This window comes from Variovorax sp. SRS16, from assembly GCF_901827165.1.
GTDB lineage: Bacteria > Pseudomonadota > Gammaproteobacteria > Burkholderiales > Burkholderiaceae_C > Variovorax.
Map to the genome: position 1 here is coordinate 624,098 of NZ_LR594667.1, position 21,678 is coordinate 645,775.

Here is a 21,678-nt window from a genome sequence, read left to right on the forward strand (position 1 = left end):
CCGGGAGGGAGCAGCGGCCGCTGAATTTTCGCGCCCTGGGTCAGCAGGCTTGGGTCCAAGCCAGCTCGCCACCCTGGTAGATGCGAAGAATGAGCTTGTCGTGGGTGCTTAACCATCGGCGCTTCACCTCAGGCACGAGGAGGAGCAGAAAAGATGAGAACTCATTAGGGTCGAGCCCTTGGGCAAGGTCTGGATGAAGGAGCTGAAGTTCAACTCGTGCAACATCGACCTCCTGGTCGCCTTTGACGGCAACAAAGACAATTGAAGTAGTCATGTGGTATCTGCTGAAGTTTTCCTGTCTTCTATAGCCAACCGCCGCCGCGTCGAGCCCTGCTCCGGGCAAGCTTCGGGAGGACAGGGGCCGGCGCGCCCAGCAACCCCCGGCACGCTAGCTTACCGGCGGGGCTCTCCTGGTTAGCTGCATATACTGAGCACGCGCAGCCCCAGCGCGCCGTCCTCGCCTGCTAACGCAGGTACGGTGAAACGGGGCATTCAGGACACACACACGAACTTTTTGCTTTGCGCAAAGGCGAGTATGTAAAGAGGACAGCATGCATTCACGCCAACGCGCGTATTGCAAGGAGTATTTCACGTGAACGTTACCCAACCTACGCCCAGCCAAGCCGCTGTGGTGCTGAAGAACTTTTTCCGTCGCAAGAGCATCCCGGTCGACCTGGGCACAGCCCAAGAGGCCGTGGCGCTTACCAGGGGCTACGCCTCCTGGAACGTCCTTGCAGCCAATGAAGCCCCGCGCGGTGGCAAGCAGCGCCCAGGTGCTGCGGCCTCCAAGCCGCTCGCTAGCGCCACAGGCGATGAGCTCTGGGTGGTCTGCGGCCGGCTCGGAGGCGATACATTCGACGAGCAACGTAGCATCTGGGCACCAAGCGGCCAAATCGCGGCTCAACGCTTTCAGCGTGCTCTTCTCGAAGACGACGGCCGCATCGATGAGGGTGAGACCTACGACCAATACGACGAGTACTACTCGGTGCTCGTCAACTCCAAGACGCTCGTCGGCAAGCTGGCAGGCGGGCGGTTCGAACTGGACGCGGATACGCTGCCGGAGGAGCATGTCGCCAAGGAACCCGCTAACCCGCAGGCTCCAGAGCGCAGCGAGAAGGCCAGCGAGTCACCCTCTCTGGCGGATATTGAACAGTGGTCGGCCGAAGTTTCGGCGCTCAAGGCTGACAAAGAGGACGCCCTGGTCGTGCTCAAGGACCGGCTCGAGAAAGCCGTTGACGCTACCGGCCTGCTCAAGGCTGCCAAGCGGATGGACGGCCGCGATGAACGGGCCATCGAGGAAGACAAAGGTAGCCCCTACGTGCAGCTAAGCTACAACTTCAAGCTCAGCAATCGTTTTGCCACAGAGCTCGTGGTCACCCTTCGGGATGACACGCTTGCCGTCTACGTACGGACTTGGGAGATGCTCGATGAACTCGACATGAGCAGCAACTACCAAATCTTCGACGAGCGGTCTGGCGACTTCGACACCGATGCCGAGTTGCCTGACAAGGATGAGCCGCTCGCGGTGCTCTTGGCCAACGCGCTCAAGGAAGCGAGGGGCCACAAGGAAATGCTGCAAGCACGCTACAACGTAGCTTGAGGGCGACCTAGCCTAAACCATTCGCCGCCGGACTCAGTCCGGCGGCTTTTTCTTGGCGAGAAGGCATTGCCGACGCGGCTTCATGCCTCTTATACTTTGAGCACGACATCCCTGATGAGCCGTCCTCACCTGTGAAAGCAGGTAGGCAATTCGGGGCATAAGCACCTCCGAACTTCTTGCAAAAGCAAAGGCTTCGCGTGTACCAGAGGACGACACCGAATCCAAGAACCCCTTTGTTTTAGCAAGGAGCATTTGCATGCCCGCTCGTTTTGTATCGCCAGGCCAAGCGGCATTGGCGCTGAAGTCGTATTTCTCTCGTCAGGGGATTGAACTCGCGCTGTGCATGGCAAAAGAAGCCGTCGCAGTGACGAGAGGCCACATCTCCTGGAACAGCCTCATGGCCGCGAGTGCGCCCGGTACCGACGAATCTGACGAGCCAACCTGGTGCCACCACTGTGAGGAGCCGCTCGAGGGCAAAACCGGTTACTGCACCGACCCGCGCTGCCCCTACCACCAATGGAAGCAGGAAGTGCCGTACGGCCGAATGGTCCTTCAAACGACCGAGCAGCTCGAGGCACGCTATGGGCCGAGACGTGGCCAAAGCGTCTGCCTGAACGAGGCCGAGAGCGTCGCCCGCACGGAAAGCGCCGGGCGGCTGGCCGCTGAGCGCACCGATGGGCCCGACGCCAAGCTGTGGCTGGTGCCGCCGCCACAGGACTAGCTCAGCCCGCGAGTGGAGTCCGGGGCGTCTCGGCCGGCCGGTTCAGGGCAATTCCTCTGGGTTCGGGCCCAGCCCGTCGATAGCCAGGTCCTGGTCGGCGGCGTTCTCCTCGGCTACGTCCCCAGAAATCTCGAAAACTTCCTTCCAAACCTCCGGCAGGGGCACCCCGGTTTTTGCGGCCAGGTCAGCCGCGAGCCGGCCGGCATCTGTCGAACTCGGCTGCGCCTCCTCGTCATGAATCTGCGCGCTAGTCAGGTTATTGCAGATTTCTTTGATGCCGCTGTAGAAAACCGGGGAGTCTTTCGGGTCGGGGGTAGGGTTGTCGTGTTGCATGTGTACTTTCAAAGGCCCCCGGAGTGGGGCGGCGATTCTAGTGAGCGACCCCGAGCTTGCCAAGTGCTTCGTTGAAGCGCTCCGACAGGCGGGGTTCTCGGAAGAAATCGCGGTCACGGGGTCGAGCTAGCTACACGCAAGCAGGACAACCACAAGCAACCTCATGACCCCCAACAACCAAATGGACCTCTTCTCGAGCGTCCTGCACGCCTACTCCAAGGAGCAGGAAGGTACGCTGGACAACGACAGCCTGTACAAGGCCGTCGCCGTCGGCATGGAACTGCCTGACGACACCGTGAGCCTGCGCAAGGCCACGGGCGAAGAAGGCGCTTCATTTAATGTGTTCAAGCGCAAGTGCCGCTGGTACCAGCAAACGCTGAAGCAGGCAGGCATCCTCGAGCACGTCGAGGGCGAGCGCGGCGTTTGGCGCCTTACGCGACCTGCGTCGAAGGACCTGAACCGCATCGAGCCCACAGTTTCGGTGGTCGGCTTCTCCACGAAGCTGGGCATTGCCATCCTAGGCTCATGCGAAACGGTCTTCGCCAGCATCGACTCGCCCATCACGCTTGTCATCACGAGCCCGCCGTATCCTCTGGCCAGCGCCCGAAAATACGGCAATCCCACGGAGCCCGAGTACGTCGACTGGATTTGCAAGACGCTGGAGCCAGTTGTTCGCAACCTGGTGCCTGGCGGCAGCATCTGCCTGAACATCTCCAACGACATCTTCCTGCCCGGCTCACCGGCGCGCTCTCTCTACCGCGAGCGGCTGGTGCTGGCGCTGCATGACCGGCTCGGTCTCCACAAGATGGACGAGCTCATCTGGTCGAACCCTTCGAAGGCCCCAGGCCCGTTCCAATATGCCAGCAAGGCGCGCACGCAGCTCAACGTGGCGTACGAGCCAATTTACTGGCTGACAAACGACCCTCACCGGGTCAAGTCGGACAACCGTAGGGTGCTGCAAGCCCACACTGAAGAGCACCTGAGGCTCATCCAGCGTGGCGGCGAGACCCGCGATACCAGCAACTCCGATGGTGCATATTCGATTCGGCCTGGCAGCTACGGCAACGAGACCGCCGGCCGCATTCCGCGGAACATCCTCACGTACGGCCACCGGTGTGCCGCTCAGACTGCTTACAAGCGGGATGCTCGAGCACTCGGCTTGCCTGCGCACGGAGCGCCCATGCCCCTGAAGCTTGCGTCGTTCCTGGTCGAGTTCCTCTCGGAGCCCGGCGACCTGGTGGCAGACCCATTTGGCGGTTCGTTCACAACCGCGGACGCTGCTGAACGGCTTGGCCGCAGGTGGTTGTCGACAGAGTGCATGGTCGAGTACGTGCTCGGCGGGGCCACGCGGTTCCGCCAGGCCGAAGGCTTCGTGCAGTCGCTGCTGCTACCAAGGAAGGCTCAGGCCGACCTGGAGCTGATGGCAGCGTAGCCGGAGCACAGCTTCACTTCATTCAAGCCGCCGGACCTAGGTTCGGCGGCTCCTTTTTTTCCGGACAGGCCTGCGCCGGCGCTCTACTCCTGGCTCGCGCCAGGATGAACCGTATCTACTCATCGGGGATGCAACAGTAGCCAGTCCTCTAGCGCGGCCGGAAGTTCCGAGTCGACAGATGCCTCCGCTACCCAGATGGTCCACTTTGCACCAAGCAGCCCCCATTTCCCGTCCTCGCCGGCGAACTTAAAGATGCCTTCGACCTGCACCGGCACGGCAGAGGGCGCAGGGAATCGTAGCGCCTCGTTCGCAGCTACGACGCGCGCGAACTCAGCGCGGGCTACCGCTCCAGCCGAGGAAATCAACAGCGAGAAGGTCGCGTCGATAACGTCGCGGGCCGCTCCTGGCCCGACTTCGTACCGGCATTCAGCGTGGAGTACATGGTGCACGCGAAACTCGAAGGCGTCACACTGTTGCCAGTGGAGGGGGTGAGTGGAATACAAGTCTGTTTTCATTTGAGTACCTTTCAAAGGTTGGTTAGAGGGTCACGACGGAAGCAGTACTCGCCGTCAAAGAGTGGAGGGAGTGAACGCCGCACCCACGAAAATCCTCTAACGCCGGGCACCCGCACGCAGAACGAATTTTTCTAAAAAAGGCTTGCGCGTATAAACTCCGCGACCTATAATGCTCACACATTCAAACCTGACTGACCGCAACATCATGAACGCCCTCAACATCACCGCCGCTTCCATCCGGGTCTCCCGGACGGTCGACTGCGCTCGTGATGAGCGTCGTGATGAACGTGCGGAGCGCGACGAGCGCTCCTAAGCAGTCACTGGTCGTCTCCGCCAGTGAGCTGGCGGACCCTCAGACGGCCAAAGTCTCACGACACCTCCCTCTGTATTCCCGCTAGCTGCGTCCAACAGGACTCGGAGAGCTTGGTTTTGCCTTGCCGCGGGAAGCTTCCCCTGGCAATGCGGACCATCGGTTTTAGACACCGAGGCGGAGCTATATCCGTCGAAATCTTAAAGGTTTCCTACTCCGTTCGACTTCTGGTTGAGGTCACCAGGCTTTCACCCTGGGCAGGCCGGGTTCAAATCCCGCACGGAGTACCAAATTCGCCGCGTGTCGAGTGACGCCGACGCGCCTTAAACAACTGCGCCATTGGCTCAATGGATAGAGCACCAGGTTGCGAACCTGGAGACTCCTGGTTCGATTCCAGGATGGCGCGCCATGCTTGCAAGGACTAGTAGCTCAGCTGAGAAGAGCAACCGCCTGTCCAGCGGTAGGTCGTGGGTTCGAGCCCCATCTAGTCCGCCAATCATTCGATGCACCCGTAGCTCAGGGGATAGAGCGCCGGCGTCCGAAGCCGGAGGTCGTCTGTTCAATTCAGACCGGATGCGCCAGCGGCGCGAAAGCGCTGCCAAGGGCAGTTTTGTCAGATATGAAAGTTTTGCAGAGCCGTAGCGCAACTGGTTAGCGCACCGGCCTGTCACGTCGGAGGTTGCGGGTTCGAGTCCCGTCAGCTCTGCAAAGCTTTTACGTCACGTTCGTCTAGTGCTCAGGACGTCACCTTCTCAAGGTGATTACACGGGTTGGAATTGATCTTGCCCCCGTATTTCAGGACACGGGCTATTCGCAATGTAGCGCCTGCTCGATCTGAGCAAGACGCTGTTGGGCAGCGCGATGCTGCCTGAACTCCCTGGGTGATCTCATCTTCAATGCCGAGTGCGGGTGTACCTCATTGAAGTGCTCGAAGGCCGCGGCCATCTGCGCCATCACCGTTCTCGCGTCGGCGAGGTCCATGCGGCTGACGTAGTCGCGCTTAAATGTGTTGACGAAGCTCTCGGCCATGCCGTTGCTCTGCGGGCTACACACGGGCGTGTTCACCGGCTTCAGGCCCAGCTGTCGAGCAATCTTCCGGGTCTCGGCCGCGATGTACGCGCCGCCGTTGTCCGAGAGGAACTCCAGCGTGTGAGTCCCGGGGATGCCATCGATGTTGCCGAAGCGCTTTTCCACGGCTTCGATGAGCATCTCACGCACCGGCTCGCCCGGCAGCCCCTTCCCCTCCCAAGCCCGGAAGGCAAGGATCTCGCGGTCGCAGCAGTCCTTGGTGAAGGTCGCGGTGACTGTCTGTCCCGAGTCGCACTTGATCTCGAAGCCGTCCGAGCACCAGCGCACATTGCTGTGCGCGACCGCCACTTTCCCCTCGTGAGGCCGGCTGGACTGGCGCCGTCGGGGTGCCTTCGGCAACAGCAACGCGTGGCCCGCCATCACGCGGTAGACGCGCTTGGCGTTCACGCGCGCAGCGCCGGTGTTGGCTCGATACCGGTTCACCAGTGCGCAGGCGCGTCGGTAGCCATAGGTTGGCAACTCGGTGATCTGCGCCTTGATCTCGTCGAGCAACGTGGCGTCGCTGAGCTTCGCCGGTCTCTGTGTGCGCGCGTCGATCCAGTTCTCTGGGCGGGTCCGCAGGCGATGAACATTCGAGCGCGCCAACCCCAAGGCCTGGCAGACAGCCTTCACTGGCCGTCCCCGTTCAGCAAGGGCGAGCGCGCAATCCACTTTTTTTCGGCGGCGTACTCCACGGCTTCCTTGAGGATTTCGTTCTCCAGCGTCTTCTTGCCGAGCACGCGCTGCAGCTTGGCAATCTCGGCACGAGCGGCGGCGAGCTCAGAAGCCGGCACCACGGCCTCGCCAGCGGAGACCGCCGTCAACGCTCCCTGTCGCTCCAGCTTGCGCCACTGGAACAACAAGCTGGCGGCAACGCCTTCCTGGCGTGCAACCAGCGACACGCTCATGCCCGGTTCGTAGCTTTGGCGAACCAGTGCGGCCTTCTCTCCAAGGGACCAGCGCCTACGGCGCTGGTCCCTCATGATCACTTCAACGGTATCCGTATTCCTAGTCGTACTCACAGTCCTACTCCTATCTTGAAAGATAAGCGATAGACCGTGTCCTGTCATTCAAGGGGCCAGCTCAGAATCCCGTACGTGACTCCAAATCTCTCGGGGCTAGCGCCTCGAAATCCGTCCGTAGCCGGTCTGGTCTTCGAAGCCAGTACGCCGTAGTTGGAGCTGCAATCGGGAGTTCGAATCTCTCCGGACGGGCCACTAAACTCAGTTCGTTAATCCACCTCTCCGACGAGCCAGCTGCCAATGTCTCACCGCCGAGCACCCTTTCTGATAACGGACTTCAAGACTATCGCGTGGCTGGCGGGGTACCTTGAGGGGGAGGGTTCGTTCCTGCGAAACTCCAAGCGCGTTGCCATAAGCCTTCAAACAACAGACTTTGACGTTGCGCAGAGGGTAGCTGGGCTTATGAACGCGAAGGTGCATCCGGTTTCTCAAGCGGCGGCGCACCACAAGCAGGCCTACGCTGTCCATGTCACCGGCAAGCGAGCGGTTTACTACATGCAACTCGTTCAACCCTACAGGGGGGTCCGTCGTCGCATCCGTATCGACGAGTGCCTCGACGCAGTCGCTCAAAACAGCCAGCATAGGAAGCGACTTGGCCAGGCGTCGGCCCGCATCTCGGATTCGGCTCTATTGGCGGCTTGGTTAGGCCGAGGAGAGGGCGTATCGCTTCGGGCGTTCTCAAACTCCGTTGGCATTGGCCGTAGCTCCGTGTCCCGTCGGTTGAACATCCTGGGTTGCAAGGTCAGTCGAGCCGCGCAGCATGACTCATGCTCAGATGCGTCAAGTTCACCACCAACTCAAGCTTGCTACCCGGCCCTTGACGAGCCGTCGGAGGTCTCGCTGGAATGGACAGCTGGGCTACTTGAAGGGGAGGGGAGCTTCGATTTCATCCAGGGGCGCACACGCGTCTCACTGAAAATGACCGACGAGGACGTCGTTGCCCGGTTCTCCCGCCTCGTCTCAACGACCGTTTGCTACCAAGCGCCCACGCGCGTTGGGTGGAAGGCAAGCTACATCGCAGCAGTACACGGCAATGCGGCAAAGGACTTGATGAGTCGCGTTGCACCACTGATGGGCAAGCGAAGACTAGCCAGAATCTCCCACTGCCTGACTGCGGCTCATGAGCATCGCGTGGCGCTGACGCTAGCGGCAAACCGCGTGTTCGAAGCCCGCTATCCCCAGGCGGCCATTTGCGCCAGATGGGCCAGCCGTCTGCCTGGCGAATCCCTCGAGTCTGTTGCAAAGGAGTTTGGAATCAGCCTCGAGTCGCTCCGGCGTCGGCTAACCGAATGGGGCGTCTATGAAGGCACGCCATCGAAGAGCATTCGCGCGTCAGTTCGCGTGGCCAGCCCTGCCTCTTTGCTCTAAGCCTAGCGTATCAGCGCACGCCACTTTGTCCTGAACCTCTTTCTCTGAGCACCCATGGTCTACAACACACGCATCGCCCCAAGCCCATCTGGATTCTTCCATCTCGGAACCGCACGCACGGCTTACTTCAACTGGCTGGCCGCGCGCGCCTCTGGCGGCAAGTTCCTCCTGCGCATTGACGACACGAACACTGCCAAGTCGCAGGACCAGTTCGTTGACGTCATCTACCAGGCTATGGACTACCTCAAGCTCGGCCACGACCTCACCTTCAAGCAGAGCGACCGGCAGGCCCGCTACCAAACGGTCGCCGGCGACCTGGTCGCAAAGGGCAGGGCGGTCCACCGCGATGGCGCGGTCTTTCTGCAGCACGACCTGGTCCATCAATCGTTCGACGACCGAGCGCTCGGCACAGTCAAGGTCACGAAGCTCGACCTCGACTTCATCAAGAACATGGTGCTGCTGAAATCGGACGGCATGCCGACGTACCACTTCGCGAGCGTCGTCGACGACATCGACTTTGACATCAACCTGGTCATCCGCGGCAACGACCACGTGAGCAACACCATGAAGCAGGTCGCCATCTACGATGCGCTAGACGCCGCCGTGCCCCAGTACGCGCATATCGGGTTGCTTTGCGACCTCAAGACCGGCAAGAAGCTCTCGAAGTCGGACGGCGCCAAGTCGCTGCTCGACTTCCAGGCAGACGGCATCGGCGCAGACGCCATGTGCAACTTTTTGCTCCGCCTGGGCTGGGGCTGTTGGCGCCGATGGAATATTGACCAGCTGTGCCGGTTGAATTTTGACCAGGGGCTAAGGCTGCCTCCGCAGGAGGTCAGCTGTGGATAACTATAGAGACGTTCCTGGTTTCTCGCTCCCTTCATTCAAGGGTTGACTGGCTGAAGTCTTGCGCTCCTGCTCCCTGGACTTGATGCGGCCCTTGGCCTCCTTGGAGCTGTGGCGGAAGCGGTAGGACTCGTTTCCGGTCTCGATGATGTGGCAGTGGTGCGTCAACCGATCGAGCAGCGCGGTGGTCATCTTGGCGTCCCCGAACACGCTGGACCATTCCGCGAAGGTCAGGTTGGTCGTGATCATCACGCTGGTGTGCTCGTAGAGCTTGGACAGCAGGTGGAACAGCAAGGCACCACCGGACTGGCTGAACGGCAAGTAGCCCAGTTCGTCCAGAACCACCAGGTCCATGCGCACCAAACTCATGGCAATGCGGCCTGCGCGACCTTGGGCTTTCTCCTGCTCCAGCGCGTTGACCAGATCCACCGTGGAGTAGAACCGCACCCGCTTGGCGTGCCGGCTCAACCCGGCAATGCCCAGTGCGGTGGCCAGGTGCGTCTTGCCCGTGCCAGGCCCACCGATCAGCACAGCGTTCTGCGCATCGTCGGTGAAGGACAGGTCTGAGAGTTTCTGGATCAGCGCCTTGTCCACCTGCGACACCTCGAAGTTGAACCCGGCCAAGTCGCGGTGCATGGGGAAGCGGGCCGACTTCATCTGGTGCGCAATCGAGCGCATCGCCCGGTCCGCATCTTCGGCTTGCAGCAGATGCTCCACCAGCCAGCGTGAGGCATCCAGCGTCGAGTCCCCACCTTGCTCGACCAGATCCGCCCAGGCCACGGCCATGCCGTTCAACCTCAATGCCTTGAGCTGCGCGTGAACATCCCGTGTCGTATCACGCATGACGCACCTCCTGATCATCCAGGTGGGTGGGACGCAGCCGGTCGTACCGCGCTGTGTCGGCCTTGGGCGCCAAGGTCAATTGCAGCGCGGTCTCGGCCTGCATTGGGGTCACCGGGTTGTTCAACCGCGCCAGCACATTGCGAACGTGCTCCACGCTGATGCTGCCGCTGGGGGCCATGCCTTCGAGCACCAGCTCTACAGCCACCAGCACCGCCTCCAAACCCGCCTGCGGAACCACCGCCAGCACCTGCGCCATGACCCGGTCACCTCCGGCGTGGCGCAACAAAGACTGCCGCAGCCGCAGCAGCGCAGGCGGCAGATCCAGGAAGGGTGTTCCATTGCGAAGCGCACCCGGCTTGCGCTGCACCAGGTCGATGTAGTGCTGCCAGTCAAAGACGGTCTGTCCACTGCCCGAGAGCCGGGCGTGGCTGGCCACCACCGCATCCATGGCAGCCACCTCCACCCGCTCCGGATACACCCGGGTGCTCACGATGTGACCCGCCCATTCACACGGCACCGAGTAACGGTTGCGGGCGGCCACCACCAGGCAGGTGCTGCTTACCCGGGCCAGGCGCTCCACATAACCATCAAAGAGCGTCGGCATGGACATGAGGTGGCCCCTCTCCAACTCCAGCATCTCACCCACGGTGAACTGTCGATGGATCGGGTGCGACGTGTCGGCCCACACCGAGCGGCAACGCTCTGCCAGCCAGGCATTGAGTTCGATGAATGAGCCGAAGCGCCGGGTGCTCGCCTCGATCCAGATACGCCGGCGGCTGTCCTGCACGTTCTTCTCCACCACCCCTTTCTCCCAACCCGAGGCCACGTTGCAGAAGTCCGGGTCGAACAGGTAGTGGCTGCACATGGCCGCAAAGCGCGCGTTGACGATGCGCCCCTTGCCCCGCTTGACCTTGTCCACCGCGGTCTTCATGTTGTCGTAGATGCCCCGCCGCGCCACCCCGCCAAGCGCCTGGAACGAGCGCGTGTGCGCGTCAAACAGCATCTCGTGCCCCTGGCTGGGATACGCCACCAGCCAGAACGCTCGGCTGGCACACAGCTTCAAATGCGCGACCTGCACGTTGTAGAACACGCCGCCCACCACCATCGCCTCATCGCTCCAGTCAAACTGGAACGCCTCGCCCAACTCAAAGCTCAAGGGCACGAACGCCTTGGCCGGACTGCTGTCAGAGCGCGTGCGCCACGCCCGGATGAAGTCCGTGACCGCGCTGTAGCCACCGCGGTAACCCTGCGCCTGGATCTGGGAGAACAGTGCCCTTGCAGAACGCCGGCTTTGCTTGGGCCGGTGCGCATCGGCCGCCAGCGCCTGGTGCAGCGTGCCCTCGAACGCCGTGAGCTTGCGCTCAACGACGCGTCGCTCGTACTTCGGAGGCTCATGGCCGGGGCCTTGAGCCATTTCTTGACCGTGTTTCGGGCCAAGCCGGTTCGCTTGGAAATCTCGCTCAGGGAGAGTTGGTCGCGCAGCTTCATGCGCCTGACCTTGCCAATCATGTCCATGGTGATCACCTAATTTCCCTGCTGAAAGTTTCAGCAGGTCAGTGGAACACCCTGGTCAATTTTCAGTAGGCACTTCGACCTCTAGATGGTCAGTTTTCGGTCGGCGTCAACACCTATACGAAGCAGGACCACTTCGTACTAGGAAACCATGGAACTCATCGGAACAATCAAGGCCTACGGTCAAGACCTCGAGGTCAGGGAGACACGCTATCGGGACGGAGCGCTCGCGTTTATCGTGCAATCCCGGCAAGGCGAGGCGTACGGGACTCTGAGCGTCAACGTGCCCGGCCTCGAGCTGGCCGAAGGCGAATTCCTCGCCAAGACCTGGTCGGAAAACGAACCGCTTCGCGCGCCAGCGCTGGCCTTGACAGCATTCACCGACACCGGCAAGCGCGTGCCAGTCGGGTTCTGCGACGCCGAGGTGTGGGTGCGGCAGAGGGCCCATTGATGGCAGCCTTCGACCCTGACATCCAAGCCATGCTCGACGAGCGGGCACGCACGATGGCAGCTTTCACGGCGGACCATCGGCCACTGGCGCTCTACGCGCTTTATCGTGCGGACCTCCAGATGCCGACCGGCAAGCTGGCTGCACAGTGCGGTCACGCGTTCGACCTGGCCCATGACCGCGCCAAGCTCGAGCGACCGGAAATCACCGCTCAGTACCGAGGCAGCGGCAACGGAACCAAGCTCGTGATGTACGGCAAGAACGTCGGCCAGCTGATACGCGCATACCGGGAAGCGAAAGCCGCGGGCCTGCCCTGCGAGCTCATCATCGACCGGGGCCATATTCTCCTGCCGCACTTCACCGGCAAGCCCATCATCACTGCCGTTGGTATCGGCCCAGCCTACAAGGACGAGGTCGCCAACATCACCAAGCGATTCACGCTGGCGCGCTAGCCCCGTGCGTCTCATTCCAACGCCCCCACGTCATCGACGCTGGGGGCGCTTTTCCTGGTCAGGCGCTCAACGCTCGCGCGGCGAGCTCCAGTTCAGCTTTTGCTGAAGCGTCTTGAACAGGTTGTAGTCCTTCAGGTGCAGCATCTTCACGGTGGTCGCACCCTGCGAGACGTGGACCCGCGTTCCGTCCGTGAGCGGCCCGCCGTATGGCTGCCCGTCGCAGACCACCCTCGACTCCACCGTCCCTCGCACAACGACTTCGACCTTCACCGAGCTCGGAAGCGAGATGGGCCTTGCGGTCAACGAATGTGGGTTCAGTGGCACCAGGGCGATGGCTGCCAAGGAGGGGTGCAGGATGGGCCCGTTGGCCGACAGGGCGTAGGCGGTCGAGCCGGTGGGCGTCGTGATGATGAGCCCGTCCGCACGCAGGGAGAAGACGGGCTGCTCGTCCACGAAGACGTCGAACTGAGCGAGCCGGCCGAAGCCGCCGTTTGTGAACACGACGTCGTTGAAGGCAAGCCCCCTCGACTCTTCGCCGTCCAGCCCTGCCTCCAGAAGAATGCGGTCCTCGACCGTGTACTCGCCGGCCTGGATAGCATCCAGCATCCGTTCAATGTCCTTGGCAGCAACGTCGGTGAGGAAGCCGAGGGTTCCAAGGTTGACGCCAAGAATGGGTTTGCCCCAGCCGAAGAGGTTGCGAGCCACCCCGAGCAGGGTGCCGTCCCCGCCGATGGCAATGGCAATGTCCGCCTCCTGCCTGGCCGACTCGATGAGCTCAGAACTCCAGTTCTTGCCGTCCCATCCGCCCTTGTCGGGCCCCACCAGAACCCGTAGGCCCTTGAGCTGCGCCCAGGAGACGATTTCGTTGAGAACACCCCATGCGTGGGGGTTGTTGGGCTTGCTGAAGAGGGCCAGGGTCGTCATTGTTGTTTTTGCGGTGCAGGAATCGGAAAACTTGTTCTTTGGGGAAACCTAGAAGGCCAGCTCTGCGCCGGCCCCGTTGAAGGGGTAAGGGTTCTTCGTCTTCTCGACCGCCGCCTCCAGCAGCTCGGCCAGGTCGGCGTGTACGGGGATGTGGTAGCGCTGTGCCAGGCGGTCAAGGTAGCGCATCTTCTGCGCGTCTCCAGGAAAGCCCAGCAGCAACTTTGACGACGCCGCCAGCAAGCCGAATTCGGTGTTAGTCGTGAAGCCAGGCAGGGTTGCGACGTCACGGGGCACCCAGAACACGACCACTGTGGCCTGATTTAGGGCCTGCCATTCCCACTGCACCTGCGGGTCATACGTGTTGGGAGGAAGCCCGCCTCCAACCGTCTCGGGGACGAAGACCTTCCCGTCGAAGTCCAGACCCCGAAGAATCTCCAGCGCTTGCGGGCGCCAGGACTTCGTGGCGGCATCGCGCGGCGTGGGGCCCGCGAGGAAGATGGATTTTTCGAGGGGCTGCTGTGCAAAGATGATGTGCATTTGGAGAAAGAAGTAGGATTTCGAGGGCTTTAGCCCGTGAAGCGGACGGGGTGCTGCTCACCCCGGGAACTGACGAAAGCGGCCCGCGCCATGCCACTCATCGCCATCCACCGGATAGGCATGACCAATACGCGCAGACCAGACGTCCACCATGTGGCAGAACGCCGCGAGCTCGTTCATCACACGACCGTTGCTCGAGTAGTCCTGCATTTCGCCTTCCACGTACGTCAGCGCGTTGAGCTGCGCAGGTGTCAGTACCAACGCATACTCCTGCAGCTTGGCCGCGCGAAAAGCCTTGAACGCGGCTTTGGTATCCAGGCCCTGGCGGTTTACAACCTGGCCGTCGGAGTGCACCAATATGCGCCAAGGCTTCTCGAGGTCGTGCAGGTACAGGATGAGCAATGCGTCTGAAATCGAGAACGGCAGCGGGCGACCCAACGCTTTGGTCAGCGCATACAGGTGGCGACCGTAGTTCATCGAATCGACCACATGGTCCAGGTAGCCCCCATCCCAGGCCTGATGGTTGTGCGTCGACCCGCGCGTGGTCTCGAACAGCTTGCGGTTGTCCGCGAGGATGTGCTTGCAGGCTGTGTGGGCAGGTTCGTCGATAAGGTCCAGCAGGTCCTGGATTTGCAGGTAGTCCAGGATTTGACTAAGGCAGCGAACGTTGGTGGTAGGCATGAAGCAAAGGCTAGATTGAGCGAAGCCTGGCCGGGCGTTCTCAGAAGACGAGAGCTTGGCTGGGACCGCCAGTGCCAAGGGATTGGGACTGCGCGGAGATGGAGCGGCTGACAAAGTCCGCGAGCTTGGCCAGGCGTTGTGGCGTTGCATCCGCCAAGTCGACGTACTGGTCGATGCCCGCTTCGACCTGGAAGGCCTGGAGCTCGCGGGCGTATTGGGCGGCGTTGATGCCAATCAGGACGGTGCGCAGCGATTCGATGTGCTCGCCCTTCAACGCACCCACAATCTCCTTCTGGATGTCCGCTGGCCGCATGCGACTATCGTTGTCGACGCCGTCGGTGCCGATGAAGACGATGCCGTTGACCAGGTAGTCCTGCTGGGCCAGCGTCTTGGCGTAGGCGTTGGTTGCACTTACCGCGGCAAAGGTGGCGTCGGCCAAGGCGGTCAGCCCCTCGCAGGTTGGGGCCACGTACGAGGCCACATCCACCTGATTCAGAGGCAGGAACCCGTGCACCTCGTCGACGCTGCGATTGAATTCGACGACGCGCAGCAGGAGGAACTCGGCACGAGGGCTCTTTCTGCAAGCACCGACCACCGTGACTTTGAGCTTGTTCAACTCGTCCGCGAACGAGGAAACCGAGCCGGTCTTGTCCATCACGACGGTCACAAGGGTGTACTCCGTCGAGCCGAGCGTCTCTGGACGGACGGCGGAGAACGCAAAGCCGGAGACGCTGCCGAGCGTCATGGTGTCATCAACGAGTTTCATGGGAATCCTTTCTGGTCTAGAGACGGGTTGTCTCAACCCGCCCGGTCCAAGCGGTTTAGAGGTTACTTGCGCCCGTTGGCCACGAGTTCGCCCAGCACGTCGGTCGACGTCGCCGTACGCAGGCCGCGAGCGGTCATGTCCGCCAGGAACGACTGGTACTGGGCTTCGAACCCACCTACCGGCGAGATGCAGTCGGTCAGGAGCACCAGCTTGCTGAGACTGTCGGCGCCGAAGTTGTCGGCAATGTGCTCGGTCGTGGCCTTGACGCAGTGGCTGCCCGCCTCGCCGGCAATGAGCACTATGTCGGCCTGGGCCAGGATGTCGATGAGGCCGCGATTGAGCTGCGTGGTGGGGTCGTCGGCCGCCGGAACCTCGGCCATGACCGCGCTGTAGTGCTCGGTCCAGGGGTTCGAGCCCTTGGTCACCTTGTTTACGATGCCGAGGAACGCCTCCTCCCATGCGACGTAGGCGGCGCGCACATCGGCGTGCACGTTGTGCCCCCAGGTTCCGATTTCGCAGTGTGGCGTCCAAACCATGTGGACGTAGCGGCCACCCGCCTCGAGCGCGTCCAGGTAGGCCAGCACGCGGTCCGTGGCCTTCGGGTGGCGCGGCAGATAGGCGCCAGCTCGCACCTGGGCGGCGGTGATTTGGGTGAACGGGTCAACGGGCGAACCGTCACCCTTCATCCACATGGCCGGGCGCTCGATGCCCACACGGTGATGGGAGTCCAGCGTGACGGAGATATCCGAGAGGCCGCGCAGACCGCGATTCAGGAGCTCGGTCAGTCTCAGCATGTCAGCGTGCGCGCCGGGGACGGCGAGTTGCGGCCGGAGGACCTCGCCAGGCTTCAGTGGGTCCGCGGGCAGGTAGGCGGACGGCAGGTCGCAGAAGTCGTTTTGCGGGTCGATGACGAGAAGGTGGATGTTGTGCTTCATGCGGAGCTCCTTTGCCGTTGTGTTGTGCTCAGTATAGCATCGTTAGTTTCTCCGTGCAACTAACAGCGGAATCGAGGGCGCCCAGCGCAAAAAAAATGAGTGCGGAACAGGCAAGGGGAGGGGCCTTGTCGTGGCCTTGCCCAAAAAGTGTCGTTAGTTCTATAATGATACTAACGGCCTTCCCGCAGGCTTATCCCACAAAGCTCCCTCTAAAGAGGAATCCCATGTTTCAAACTGTCATCTGCACGGTCGACGTCGTGCTACTGACCCTGAAGGAGCACAAGCTCCACGTCGCGCTCTTCAAGCGGGACAAAGAGCCCTTCGCCGGCAGCTACGCCCTGCCCGGGGGCTATATCCATGCCGACGAAGACAACACAGCGTTTGATGCGGCGCTGCGCGTTCTCAAGGCCAAGACCGGGGTCACGAGCCCCTACCTCGAGCAGTTGGCGACATTCTCGGGCGCGGAGCGCGACCCTCGCGGATGGTCCGTCTCCATCGTCTACTACGCGCTGATGCCGCTGGAGGTTTTGGAAGCCGCCGACCAGGCGGGAATGCAGGTGTTGCCCGTCAGCGCCGTCAAAGACCTGCCCTTTGACCACAATGACATTGTTGCGGCGGCCGTCAAGCGCGTGCGCAGCAAGAGCATCTACTCATCGCTGCCGGCACATCTGTGCGGCCCGCAGTTCACGCTGCCTGAGTTGCAGTCGGTTTACGAAGCGGTGCTGGGCAAGACACTGAACAAGGTGAGCTTTCGCCGAAAGGTGGACGAGCTCGACCTGGTGGAAGAGATTCCTGGCGCCAAGACCGAGGTCATCTCGCAGCGGCCCGCGCAAATCTACCGCCTGAAGCGCAAGTTCCGCCACAAGCTTTCGACCGTCGAGCGGGCACTGCTGTCCTGAGGCGGCAACGCGATGAAGACCACATCGTGCGGCGTGCTCATCCGGAACGCGGCCGGCCAACTCCTGGTGGCCCATGCCACGGGCCAGCGCCACTGGGACATCCCCAAGGGCGGTGCCGAACCCGGTGAATCGCCCAGGGAGGCAGCGGTCCGGGAGGTCCTGGAGGAAACAGGGCTGGTGCTGGCGGCCGAAGCGCTTCGGGAAGTGGGCCTTTTCGCCTACAGGTCCGGCAAGGACCTCCATTTGTTCACAACGACGCTGGCGGAGGCCGATTGCGACCTGGGCCGGTGCCAGTGCACAAGCCATTTCCCTCACTTCCGGACCGGCGTCTTGACGCCTGAGGTCGACGAGTACAGGTGGGTGGACCTGCCGGAAGTACCGAAGTACTGCGCGCTTTCGATGACGGCGCTTCTCCGAACGTTGCCGGGCCTCGAGGCAATCGCCGGACCAAAACGCTGAAACCCGGCCGCTACACAGGCTCATGCCCAAGCACACTCGCGAACCACCGAAGCGCTCTGCAAAGTCCTACGCCGTCTGGCTCCTGAGCCGCCGGGAATACTCGGCCAGGGAGCTTCAGGACAAGCTCACGAACCGCGGGTACCCGGCCGAGGAGGCGACCTCTGCGGTGGGTGAAATGCAGCGTCACGGCTTCCAGGATGACGGGCGGTTTGCCGCGGGTGCCGCGCGCACCTCCGCCCTCCGACTGGGCAACCGCAGCGTGACCGCGAAGCTTGCGGCCAAAGGCATCTCCAAAGAGCTCGCGGCTGAGCAGCTCGAGCAGCTCGAGCCCGAGGAGACACGCGCCCTACGCGTTGCGGAGCGTTTCGAGGGAAAGCCCCTCGACGAGGCCCTCAAGGCCAAGGCCTACCGGTACCTGGCATCGCGGGGATTTTCTGGTGGGGCGGTCAAGGCCGCCATGCGTCACCTCCACGCAGAGGCCCAGCGGCGCGCCGAAGAGGAGGATGGACGGCCTGTCTAAAGGGGTGAGGGGTCGAGTTGCCTATACGGCTGCAGGACAACACACAAAGGAACCCTTCATGACCATCCGCTTCAACACCGGTGACCTCCTGGCCCAGCAAGGAATCATCGTCCACGGCTGCAACTGCTTCGGCAAGATGGGCTCCGGCATGGCCAAGGCCATTCGAAACCGCTACCCGTTCGCCTACCGCGCCTACATGAACCGCTTCGAGGTGTTCGGCCTGCAGCTCGGCGACATCGTCGCGGTGGCCAATCCAAAGCTGCGCATGCAGCAGCCCGAGCTCATGAGGCACATCAGCCAGTTCGACGAGAGCATCCCCGAGGGAGTCATCGTCGTCAACGCCATGACGCAATACGACTACGCCACGAGCGACGACACCAGCACCCGCGTCTTCGCCGACTATCCGGCCATCGAAGCTGCGTTTGCCCGCATCTACATGATTGCCGCGGCAACCAAGATGCCGGTGAACTACCCCCTCATTGGCTGCGGCCTTGCCCGAGGCAAGTGGCCCGAGGTCCGCGAGCGTATCGAACGCTCGATGAAGAACATCGACAGCGACCTGTGGCTCCTCCCCGGCGCAACCGTCGAGTAAGAAATCCGTTCTCTACTTCAACCACCGCTCCTTTTCCAAAGGGCGGTGGTTTTCTTATGGGGTTGGGCGTGATGTTCGTCGCGCATTGACGGGATTTGGGACGCACCGAGGCGCGTTTCGGACACGAGGCGACAGCTATCATTGGCGCCAAACAGGCAAGAAGCAGATGATGAGATTCGACTTTCGCAGGGAGGGGCTTTTAGCCTGCTTCCCATGACCGCGCGCAGCACGCAGGCGCTTCGCGCCCGAACCGCTCAAATCCTCAAATTCCTGGACTCCCCCGTCTACGGGGTGACGCGGACATCCAGCCTCCCGCTCACCGGCGCGGCATTCTTCTACGCGACAGGCGCTGCAAGTTGGCTGTTCAGCCCCGCCCTGGCTGGCGCCCTGGCAGCCACGTTGACGCTGCGAGCGGCGCTCAAAGGCCTTCGCATTCGCCTCGACGCTGCTGGGTTCGCGGCACAGAGCCACCCGAGCATGTCTGCCGCCGAGCGAGCCGCGATGCAAGAGATTTGGGGCCGCTGGTCGATACATGCCGGCAAGAGTGCGCTCCAGGCGCTTGCGTTCTGCGCAGGCGCCGGCCTGACTCCCGCGATTGCCTACGGACTTGGAACGCTCCTGGCCGACCCTCTCGAAATCTTGATGCAAGCGTTGGGCACAACAGGAATTGCACTGGCCTGGAGCCTCGTTTTCATGTCCAGGCGAGGGTACTGGGTGCGGCCGCTGCGAAGGGTCTTCGGCAGTTCAGGGTCGGTCCAGAACACTGACATTTAGTTTAGGTCGAGGGCTTCCTAAAACGTATCGGTCGTGCTAAAATGCTTCTCCTACGCTAAAGAGAAGAGCCATGAACGCGCCAATCACGTACATCCCCGGATTTCTGAAAGACCCCGACGCCGTCTTGAACGCGCTTTGGAACGAGCTCGCCTGGGAACGCCGCGGCACGACGCCGCGTCGTGAGTACTACTCCAACGAGCATCCGGTGCCCTACGCCTACGGGGTGGAGGAGTTCAAGCGCGAATACCAGCCACAGCCTTGGCATCCGGTCGTCCTTGACATCAAGGCGGCTCTCGAGGAGCGCACGAACACCAAGTTCGAGGTCTGCTTCTTGAACGGATACGAAGACCAGCGTGACCACCTTGGGTGGCATGGCGACAATTCCAGCGAAATGGACGACGCTCGCCCTATTGGCATCGTCACAGTCGGCGCGGAGCGCGACATCATGTTTCGACGCAGAGGCGACAAGGAAAGCATCGAGCGGCTCAAGCTCCAGCATGGAAGCCTGTGTCTCATGGCCCCAGGTATGCAAGACCTGTGGGACCACAAAATCCCAAAGGCCGGCTTCTCCTGCGGCACGCGCATCAGCTTGACGTTCCGCGGCTACGTCGCCTGACAACAACTGACCCTACGAGCCCCGAAGCCGCAGCTGGCCTCGGGGCTTTTTCTTTGCCGCCGTGCGTGCATCCAACGAAGGAGGCAAAGGCGCGGCCGGCGGGGGACTGAGGCCGGCACGACTCCGTGCGAAACACAGCAAAAGGCTAAGGGCGCTATCCCTAAGGGCGGGGAGTGAATCGCGGTGGTGGGCCCGCTGCGCTCCCGGGTCAGCGCAAGCTGTTAGCAGCCGCTTGATTCCCGCCGGACCCCGCCACCTCGACGGAGTTTTCCTTGGTCGGGCGCGATGGCTTTCCTATCGACGCGCGGCCGCCCGGACCGGAGCAAACGATTGCCGGTGCTCGGGGCAGGGACCGCGCGTGCGTAGTGCTTCCATATGGGCGGCAACGCCGTACCCGGAGTGCTTGGAGAAGCCATAGCCGGGGTAACGCGCGTCCAGCTCGACCATATGCCGGTCTCTGCGCACCTTGGCAACGATGGACGCGGCGGAAATTTGCGGGCATAGGGCATCACCGCCGACCAGGCTCTCCAGCTGGTTGGCTGCAAAGTTCTCGAAGCGTGGCAGCCGGTTTCCGTCAACGCGAATCAGGTCCGGACGGACGGGCAAGGCGGCAACGGCGCGCTCCATGGCCAGGAAGGTCGCCTGCAGGATGTTGATTTTGTCGATTTCCTCGGCGGTGGCCACCCCGACGCCTACCCAGCAATGCTCCTCGATGAGCGGCAGAAGAGCCTCGCGTCGGCGTGCACTCAGTTTCTTTGAATCGTCGAGGCCTGGAACCAAGACGTCGCGGAAGATGACCGCAGCCGCATAGACAGGCCCCGCGAGCGGGCCGCGGCCTGCTTCGTCAACACCGCAAACCAGCTTGAAGGGGGAATTGCTCATGTGGCGCCATTTCGAGACCTGTGAGCTTTTCGAGGGATTCGCCAAGTCTCTGGTCCGTCCCCCTATAGGCGCCGTCGTTTAGCCGCTGGCCCGGGCGGCTTCGCTACACCGGGGCAGGACCAACAGAAAGGAATGACATGACAATCTCTCTTGCGCCCACCGATGCAAATGCGACCGACCCTCTAAGCTCAGTCGCGCTCAACCAAGCGCTGGCGGAAAATGAGGCTGAACTTGCCGCCGTACAGGCGGAGATGGACCGCCTGCGAAAAATCCGAAGCGGGCTGCTGCGACAAACGCCCGTCGCTTGCGAGCGCAACAACTTCGGCCAAGGCTGCGGTGCGGTCACCTCCATCGGCGAACTGACCTACATCCAGACGCACTGGTATGAGGGCCCGCATGGCTGCAGCGGCGGCGACACCTGGCATCGAGGTGAAGGTCAATTCGTCTGCCCAAGCTGTGGGCACCGCAACCGGCTTTACAACCGAAAGGACGTCGAAAAGCTGGCTGGGCTCTTCAGGGTCATCCAAGCCGTGTACGACCGCTGAACTGATTGAACGAACGCCTTGGTCCTTCCGGGGCGTTTTCTTCTGCCTGCCAGGCTAACGAAGAACGCAGAGCCAGCACCA

The 21,678-nt window shown here is 62.0% G+C and carries 24 protein-coding genes, 6 tRNA genes and 1 pseudogene; 19 read left to right on the forward strand and 12 right to left on the reverse strand.

The window, feature by feature from the left end; genetic code table 11:
* Window positions 1-40 precede the first annotated feature (40 nt).
* Window positions 41-274, reverse strand: a complete 234-nt coding sequence (locus E5P2_RS31145) for a hypothetical protein (RefSeq protein WP_162571046.1) — start codon at window positions 272-274, stop codon at window positions 41-43.
* A 318-nt stretch (window positions 275-592) separates the two neighbouring features.
* On the opposite strand from E5P2_RS31145, the gene E5P2_RS31150 reads away from it, so the two are divergent.
* Together E5P2_RS31150 and E5P2_RS31155 are read left to right on the forward strand one after the other, a co-directional pair.
* Window positions 593-1,600, forward strand: coding sequence for a hypothetical protein (locus E5P2_RS31150; RefSeq protein ID WP_162571047.1), 1,008 nt, complete (start codon window positions 593-595; stop codon window positions 1,598-1,600).
* A gap of 256 nt (window positions 1,601-1,856) precedes the next feature.
* A complete protein-coding gene (locus E5P2_RS31155) occupies window positions 1,857-2,321 on the forward strand; it encodes a hypothetical protein (RefSeq protein ID WP_162571048.1) in 465 nt (154 codons plus the stop codon).
* 42 nt (window positions 2,322-2,363) lie between these two features.
* Here E5P2_RS31155 and E5P2_RS31160 read toward each other — a convergent pair whose 3' ends face one another.
* Window positions 2,364-2,654 carry a hypothetical protein gene (locus E5P2_RS31160; RefSeq protein ID WP_162571049.1) on the reverse strand — a complete coding sequence of 97 codons (291 nt, stop codon included), beginning with the start codon at window positions 2,652-2,654 and terminating at the stop codon, window positions 2,364-2,366.
* A 163-nt stretch (window positions 2,655-2,817) separates the two neighbouring features.
* Here E5P2_RS31160 and E5P2_RS31165 point away from each other — a divergent pair, with 163 nt between their 5' ends.
* Window positions 2,818-4,086 (forward strand): site-specific DNA-methyltransferase, encoded by a 1,269-nt coding sequence (locus E5P2_RS31165; RefSeq protein ID WP_162571050.1) that lies wholly within the window; start codon window positions 2,818-2,820, stop codon window positions 4,084-4,086.
* A gap of 119 nt (window positions 4,087-4,205) precedes the next feature.
* Here E5P2_RS31165 and E5P2_RS31170 read toward each other — a convergent pair whose 3' ends face one another.
* Window positions 4,206-4,601: a hypothetical protein gene (locus tag E5P2_RS31170; RefSeq protein ID WP_162571051.1), complete on the reverse strand. Its 396-nt coding sequence runs from the start codon at window positions 4,599-4,601 to the stop codon at window positions 4,206-4,208.
* A 523-nt stretch (window positions 4,602-5,124) separates the two neighbouring features.
* On the opposite strand from E5P2_RS31170, the gene E5P2_RS31175 reads away from it, so the two are divergent.
* The 5 genes from E5P2_RS31175 to E5P2_RS31195 all read left to right on the forward strand — a co-directional run bounded on the left by E5P2_RS31175 (window position 5,125) and on the right by E5P2_RS31195 (window position 5,617).
* Window positions 5,125-5,201 (forward strand) — tRNA-Glu (locus tag E5P2_RS31175).
* A gap of 43 nt (window positions 5,202-5,244) precedes the next feature.
* Window positions 5,245-5,320, forward strand: a tRNA-Arg gene (locus E5P2_RS31180).
* A 9-nt stretch (window positions 5,321-5,329) separates the two neighbouring features.
* Window positions 5,330-5,406, forward strand: a tRNA-Asp gene (locus E5P2_RS31185).
* 10 nt (window positions 5,407-5,416) lie between these two features.
* Window positions 5,417-5,492: transfer RNA gene (locus tag E5P2_RS31190), tRNA-Arg, on the forward strand.
* A gap of 51 nt (window positions 5,493-5,543) precedes the next feature.
* Window positions 5,544-5,617: transfer RNA gene (locus E5P2_RS31195), tRNA-Asp, on the forward strand.
* Window positions 5,618-5,718: 101 nt separating this feature from the next.
* Here the strand turns inward: E5P2_RS31195 and E5P2_RS31200 are convergent.
* Window positions 5,719-6,962, reverse strand: a protein-coding gene (locus tag E5P2_RS31200; RefSeq protein WP_162571052.1) for an IS3 family transposase whose coding sequence is annotated in 2 segments (ribosomal slippage) — window positions 5,719-6,665 and window positions 6,665-6,962 — 1,245 coding nt in all. Because the reading frame shifts where the segments join, the coding sequence is not laid out codon by codon here.
* Between the two features lie 150 nt (window positions 6,963-7,112).
* Here E5P2_RS31200 and E5P2_RS31205 point away from each other — a divergent pair.
* Both E5P2_RS31205 and E5P2_RS31210 read left to right on the forward strand, forming a co-directional pair.
* Window positions 7,113-7,196 (forward strand) — tRNA-OTHER (locus E5P2_RS31205).
* A gap of 1,227 nt (window positions 7,197-8,423) precedes the next feature.
* Window positions 8,424-9,215 carry a glutamate--tRNA ligase gene (locus E5P2_RS31210; RefSeq protein ID WP_162571053.1) on the forward strand — a complete coding sequence of 264 codons (792 nt, stop codon included), beginning with the start codon at window positions 8,424-8,426 and terminating at the stop codon, window positions 9,213-9,215.
* On the opposite strand, the gene istB is transcribed toward E5P2_RS31210, so the two are convergent.
* Together istB and istA are read right to left on the reverse strand one after the other, a co-directional pair.
* On the reverse strand, window positions 9,216-10,055 hold the full coding sequence (gene istB, locus E5P2_RS31215; protein ID WP_162570835.1) for an IS21-like element helper ATPase IstB: 840 nt from the start codon (window positions 10,053-10,055) through the stop codon (window positions 9,216-9,218). It abuts the gene before it with no gap.
* Window positions 10,048-11,570: pseudogene (istA, locus tag E5P2_RS31220) on the reverse strand (IS21 family transposase). The gene istB and the pseudogene istA overlap by 8 nt, the downstream one beginning before the upstream one ends.
* 148 nt (window positions 11,571-11,718) lie before the next feature.
* Between istA and E5P2_RS31225 the strand changes: the two are divergent.
* Window positions 11,719-12,018, forward strand: a complete 300-nt coding sequence (locus tag E5P2_RS31225; protein ID WP_068673940.1) for a hypothetical protein — start codon at window positions 11,719-11,721, stop codon at window positions 12,016-12,018.
* Window positions 12,018-12,467 carry a peptidyl-tRNA hydrolase gene (locus E5P2_RS31230; protein WP_068673938.1) on the forward strand — a complete coding sequence of 150 codons (450 nt, stop codon included), beginning with the start codon at window positions 12,018-12,020 and terminating at the stop codon, window positions 12,465-12,467. The genes E5P2_RS31225 and E5P2_RS31230 overlap by 1 nt, the downstream gene beginning before the upstream one ends.
* A 66-nt stretch (window positions 12,468-12,533) precedes the next feature.
* Here the strand turns inward: E5P2_RS31230 and E5P2_RS31235 are convergent, their stop codons facing one another.
* The 5 genes from E5P2_RS31235 to E5P2_RS31255 form a co-directional block, all read right to left on the reverse strand.
* Entirely contained in the window at window positions 12,534-13,391 is an 858-nt protein-coding gene (locus tag E5P2_RS31235) for an NAD(+)/NADH kinase (RefSeq protein WP_068673936.1), read from the reverse strand.
* Between the two features lie 48 nt (window positions 13,392-13,439).
* Window positions 13,440-13,928, reverse strand: coding sequence for a nucleoside 2-deoxyribosyltransferase domain-containing protein (locus E5P2_RS31240; RefSeq protein ID WP_068673935.1), 489 nt, complete (start codon window positions 13,926-13,928; stop codon window positions 13,440-13,442).
* Window positions 13,929-13,985: 57 nt separating this feature from the next.
* Window positions 13,986-14,609 carry a hypothetical protein gene (locus E5P2_RS31245; RefSeq protein WP_068673933.1) on the reverse strand — a complete coding sequence of 208 codons (624 nt, stop codon included), beginning with the start codon at window positions 14,607-14,609 and terminating at the stop codon, window positions 13,986-13,988.
* Between the two features lie 40 nt (window positions 14,610-14,649).
* A complete protein-coding gene (locus tag E5P2_RS31250) occupies window positions 14,650-15,375 on the reverse strand; it encodes a hypothetical protein (protein WP_162571054.1) in 726 nt (241 codons plus the stop codon).
* 62 nt (window positions 15,376-15,437) lie between these two features.
* A complete protein-coding gene (locus tag E5P2_RS31255; protein ID WP_162571055.1) occupies window positions 15,438-16,310 on the reverse strand; it encodes a cysteine hydrolase in 873 nt (290 codons plus the stop codon).
* 224 nt (window positions 16,311-16,534) lie between these two features.
* Between E5P2_RS31255 and E5P2_RS31260 the strand changes: the two genes are divergently transcribed.
* The 6 genes from E5P2_RS31260 to E5P2_RS31285 all read left to right on the forward strand — a co-directional run bounded on the left by E5P2_RS31260 (window position 16,535) and on the right by E5P2_RS31285 (window position 20,170).
* Complete coding sequence (locus E5P2_RS31260; protein ID WP_162571056.1) at window positions 16,535-17,209, forward strand: NUDIX hydrolase; 675 nt, start codon at window positions 16,535-16,537, stop codon at window positions 17,207-17,209.
* A 12-nt stretch (window positions 17,210-17,221) separates the two neighbouring features.
* Window positions 17,222-17,668 carry an NUDIX domain-containing protein gene (locus E5P2_RS31265; RefSeq protein WP_068673924.1) on the forward strand — a complete coding sequence of 149 codons (447 nt, stop codon included), beginning with the start codon at window positions 17,222-17,224 and terminating at the stop codon, window positions 17,666-17,668.
* A 22-nt stretch (window positions 17,669-17,690) separates the two neighbouring features.
* Window positions 17,691-18,188 carry a regulatory protein RecX gene (locus tag E5P2_RS31270; protein ID WP_068673922.1) on the forward strand — a complete coding sequence of 166 codons (498 nt, stop codon included), beginning with the start codon at window positions 17,691-17,693 and terminating at the stop codon, window positions 18,186-18,188.
* Between the two features lie 58 nt (window positions 18,189-18,246).
* A complete protein-coding gene (locus E5P2_RS31275; RefSeq protein ID WP_068673919.1) occupies window positions 18,247-18,780 on the forward strand; it encodes a macro domain-containing protein in 534 nt (177 codons plus the stop codon).
* A gap of 213 nt (window positions 18,781-18,993) precedes the next feature.
* On the forward strand, window positions 18,994-19,554 hold the full coding sequence (locus E5P2_RS31280) for a hypothetical protein (protein ID WP_162571057.1): 561 nt from the start codon (window positions 18,994-18,996) through the stop codon (window positions 19,552-19,554).
* A 70-nt stretch (window positions 19,555-19,624) separates the two neighbouring features.
* Window positions 19,625-20,170, forward strand: a complete 546-nt coding sequence (locus E5P2_RS31285; protein ID WP_068673915.1) for an alpha-ketoglutarate-dependent dioxygenase AlkB — start codon at window positions 19,625-19,627, stop codon at window positions 20,168-20,170.
* Between the two features lie 294 nt (window positions 20,171-20,464).
* On the opposite strand, the gene E5P2_RS31290 is transcribed toward E5P2_RS31285, so the two are convergent.
* Window positions 20,465-21,052, reverse strand: coding sequence for a ribonuclease HII (locus E5P2_RS31290; protein WP_068673913.1), 588 nt, complete (start codon window positions 21,050-21,052; stop codon window positions 20,465-20,467).
* 137 nt (window positions 21,053-21,189) lie between these two features.
* On the opposite strand from E5P2_RS31290, the gene E5P2_RS31295 reads away from it, so the two are divergent.
* Entirely contained in the window at window positions 21,190-21,597 is a 408-nt protein-coding gene (locus E5P2_RS31295; protein WP_068673911.1) for a hypothetical protein, read from the forward strand.
* The last annotated feature ends 81 nt before the right edge of the window (window positions 21,598-21,678 follow it).

Excerpts from the sequence above, each read along its gene's own strand:
- E5P2_RS31235 (WP_068673936.1), bottom strand. The coding sequence starts at position 13,391 with ATGACGACCCTGGCCCTCTTCAGCAAGCCCAACAACCCCCACGCATGG.
- E5P2_RS31290 (WP_068673913.1), bottom strand. The coding sequence starts at position 21,052 with ATGAGCAATTCCCCCTTCAAGCTGGTTTGCGGTGTTGACGAAGCAGGC.
- E5P2_RS31225 (WP_068673940.1), top strand. The coding sequence starts at position 11,719 with ATGGAACTCATCGGAACAATCAAGGCCTACGGTCAAGACCTCGAGGTC.
- E5P2_RS31285 (WP_068673915.1), top strand. The coding sequence starts at position 19,625 with ATGAACGCGCCAATCACGTACATCCCCGGATTTCTGAAAGACCCCGAC.
- E5P2_RS31240 (WP_068673935.1), bottom strand. The coding sequence starts at position 13,928 with ATGCACATCATCTTTGCACAGCAGCCCCTCGAAAAATCCATCTTCCTC.
- istB (WP_162570835.1), bottom strand. The coding sequence starts at position 10,055 with ATGCGTGATACGACACGGGATGTTCACGCGCAGCTCAAGGCATTGAGG.
- E5P2_RS31170 (WP_162571051.1), bottom strand. The coding sequence starts at position 4,601 with ATGAAAACAGACTTGTATTCCACTCACCCCCTCCACTGGCAACAGTGT.
- E5P2_RS31265 (WP_068673924.1), top strand. The coding sequence starts at position 17,222 with ATGAAGACCACATCGTGCGGCGTGCTCATCCGGAACGCGGCCGGCCAA.
- E5P2_RS31275 (WP_068673919.1), top strand. The coding sequence starts at position 18,247 with ATGACCATCCGCTTCAACACCGGTGACCTCCTGGCCCAGCAAGGAATC.
- E5P2_RS31230 (WP_068673938.1), top strand. The coding sequence starts at position 12,018 with ATGGCAGCCTTCGACCCTGACATCCAAGCCATGCTCGACGAGCGGGCA.
- E5P2_RS31295 (WP_068673911.1), top strand. The coding sequence starts at position 21,190 with ATGACAATCTCTCTTGCGCCCACCGATGCAAATGCGACCGACCCTCTA.
- E5P2_RS31210 (WP_162571053.1), top strand. The coding sequence starts at position 8,424 with ATGGTCTACAACACACGCATCGCCCCAAGCCCATCTGGATTCTTCCAT.
- E5P2_RS31165 (WP_162571050.1), top strand. The coding sequence starts at position 2,818 with ATGACCCCCAACAACCAAATGGACCTCTTCTCGAGCGTCCTGCACGCC.
- E5P2_RS31145 (WP_162571046.1), bottom strand. The coding sequence starts at position 274 with ATGACTACTTCAATTGTCTTTGTTGCCGTCAAAGGCGACCAGGAGGTC.
- E5P2_RS31270 (WP_068673922.1), top strand. The coding sequence starts at position 17,691 with ATGCCCAAGCACACTCGCGAACCACCGAAGCGCTCTGCAAAGTCCTAC.
- E5P2_RS31280 (WP_162571057.1), top strand. The coding sequence starts at position 18,994 with ATGACCGCGCGCAGCACGCAGGCGCTTCGCGCCCGAACCGCTCAAATC.
- E5P2_RS31160 (WP_162571049.1), bottom strand. The coding sequence starts at position 2,654 with ATGCAACACGACAACCCTACCCCCGACCCGAAAGACTCCCCGGTTTTC.
- E5P2_RS31250 (WP_162571054.1), bottom strand. The coding sequence starts at position 15,375 with ATGAAACTCGTTGATGACACCATGACGCTCGGCAGCGTCTCCGGCTTT.
- E5P2_RS31155 (WP_162571048.1), top strand. The coding sequence starts at position 1,857 with ATGCCCGCTCGTTTTGTATCGCCAGGCCAAGCGGCATTGGCGCTGAAG.
- E5P2_RS31255 (WP_162571055.1), bottom strand. The coding sequence starts at position 16,310 with ATGAAGCACAACATCCACCTTCTCGTCATCGACCCGCAAAACGACTTC.
- E5P2_RS31260 (WP_162571056.1), top strand. The coding sequence starts at position 16,535 with ATGTTTCAAACTGTCATCTGCACGGTCGACGTCGTGCTACTGACCCTG.
- E5P2_RS31245 (WP_068673933.1), bottom strand. The coding sequence starts at position 14,609 with ATGCCTACCACCAACGTTCGCTGCCTTAGTCAAATCCTGGACTACCTG.